This is a genomic window from Shewanella sp. 10N.286.54.B9 (assembly GCF_041468565.1).
Taxonomy (GTDB): domain Bacteria; phylum Pseudomonadota; class Gammaproteobacteria; order Enterobacterales; family Shewanellaceae; genus Shewanella.
On record NZ_JBFRIY010000107.1, the window covers coordinates 1 to 1,366 of the forward strand.

Consider the following 1,366-nt stretch of genomic DNA (forward strand, 5'->3'; position numbering starts at 1 on the left):
CTATCTCCTGAATTATATCGATAGTAAATAGCTTTTCTGTCAGACATGCTAAGGTGGGTATAAGTCATCTTGGAGTCCTTTGCTGTGTTATGGTCGCACATAAACATTAGCAGAAGCTTCAGGATGACTGTCTCTTCAATGAGTTAGCTGTAATGGTGCACTTGCATGTTGAACGCGGCTGCCAATATTGGGTATGAAGCCTTATCTGATTCGTATTACTTATCTAATCCTGTAACATCATATAAACCTGATGCTATTAGGTATACTGAATATGCATTGGAACCAGCACTTGGTGCAAGAACGGCTTATGTTCATACTCATGGATCAGTCAGTAAGGGGGCTGAATCGTTTTCTGGGCATGATTACAAAGGTGGTGATATAGGTTTTTCAAAATTAAACAAAATAAATGCCTATATGGCTTCACCTTCTAGACGATTATATAAATTTAACTTTAGTGCTTTTACAAAAGCTCAAAGTTCTGATTCACGAGATTTTGTTTCAGAGGTATGGAAATAAATATGGAAGTAAGACAAATTTTGGTTTTAATTTTTTCGGTTATCTTGCTTTTCTCAATAGAGGTAGAGGCTAATAGTGTGACTTTAAATGCGAATGAGCGATGTGGGCAAAATTACTGCATAGTATCTGTAGCTCATTTGATGACTAATGCTGATAAATATGAAAAGAGGAAAGTTGCCCTAGTTGGTATTGTTGATGTTAGCAATCCTCAATCTGTTATGGTTTATTTAGATGAAGGATCTTTTAAACATAAGATTTACGAGAATGCTGTTGCTGTTAGTGCTCCTTTAATTGCAACTATGTCAAAAGAAATGAAAGGTCTAATTCAAGGAAACTATGTTTACATTCATGGTAAGTATTACTCTAATATTGGCAGCGACAAAGGATTTATCAATGGCACTATCGATAAAGTGGAATCAATCACTTTATACGGTGAAAATTAATAGAATTAACGCTGCGTTCAACATGCAGGGACTGATCAACGGAGCCGATAAACGGAGCCAGCCATACTAAATGACTAAACCAATGCTCTCCTACTAAGCTTTAGTTATTGGTTAAAGTAGGAGAGTGGTTATGCCGCGCCCAGACGAACTCAAATCAGCGGGAGCCATTAAAAGATATGGCTGTCCTGTCTTTTCGCTGAGGGTTTTTATTGAAAGTCCTTTTAAATTTAGTGGGTTATCCATGCAGCAACAAAAAGATGAGGCGAAAGCGCCTCATCTTTGGTTAGTGACAGGAGCCATATAAAGATATGGCTGTCCTATATTTTTCTTTTTTTTAATCTTTGGTTAGGTCTAGGAGCCATTAAAAGATATGGCTGTCCTGTCTTTCCTTCAAAGAGCTTGAGAGC

At 37.3% G+C, this 1,366-nt stretch carries 3 protein-coding genes; all 3 read left to right on the plus strand.

Translation table 11 applies throughout. The features are described from left to right. Window positions 1-165 precede the first annotated feature (165 nt). The 3 genes from AB4135_RS21905 (at window position 166) to AB4135_RS21915 (ending at window position 1,263) form a co-directional block, all read left to right on the plus strand. Window positions 166-516, plus strand: coding sequence for a hypothetical protein (locus AB4135_RS21905; RefSeq protein ID WP_371995537.1), 351 nt, complete (start codon window positions 166-168; stop codon window positions 514-516). Between the two features lie 2 nt (window positions 517-518). After that, window positions 519-959, plus strand: a complete 441-nt coding sequence (locus tag AB4135_RS21910) for a hypothetical protein (protein WP_371995538.1) — start codon at window positions 519-521, stop codon at window positions 957-959. Between the two features lie 130 nt (window positions 960-1,089). Beyond that, window positions 1,090-1,263 (plus strand): hypothetical protein, encoded by a 174-nt coding sequence (locus AB4135_RS21915; RefSeq protein WP_371995539.1) that lies wholly within the window; start codon window positions 1,090-1,092, stop codon window positions 1,261-1,263. The last annotated feature ends 103 nt before the right edge of the window (window positions 1,264-1,366 follow it).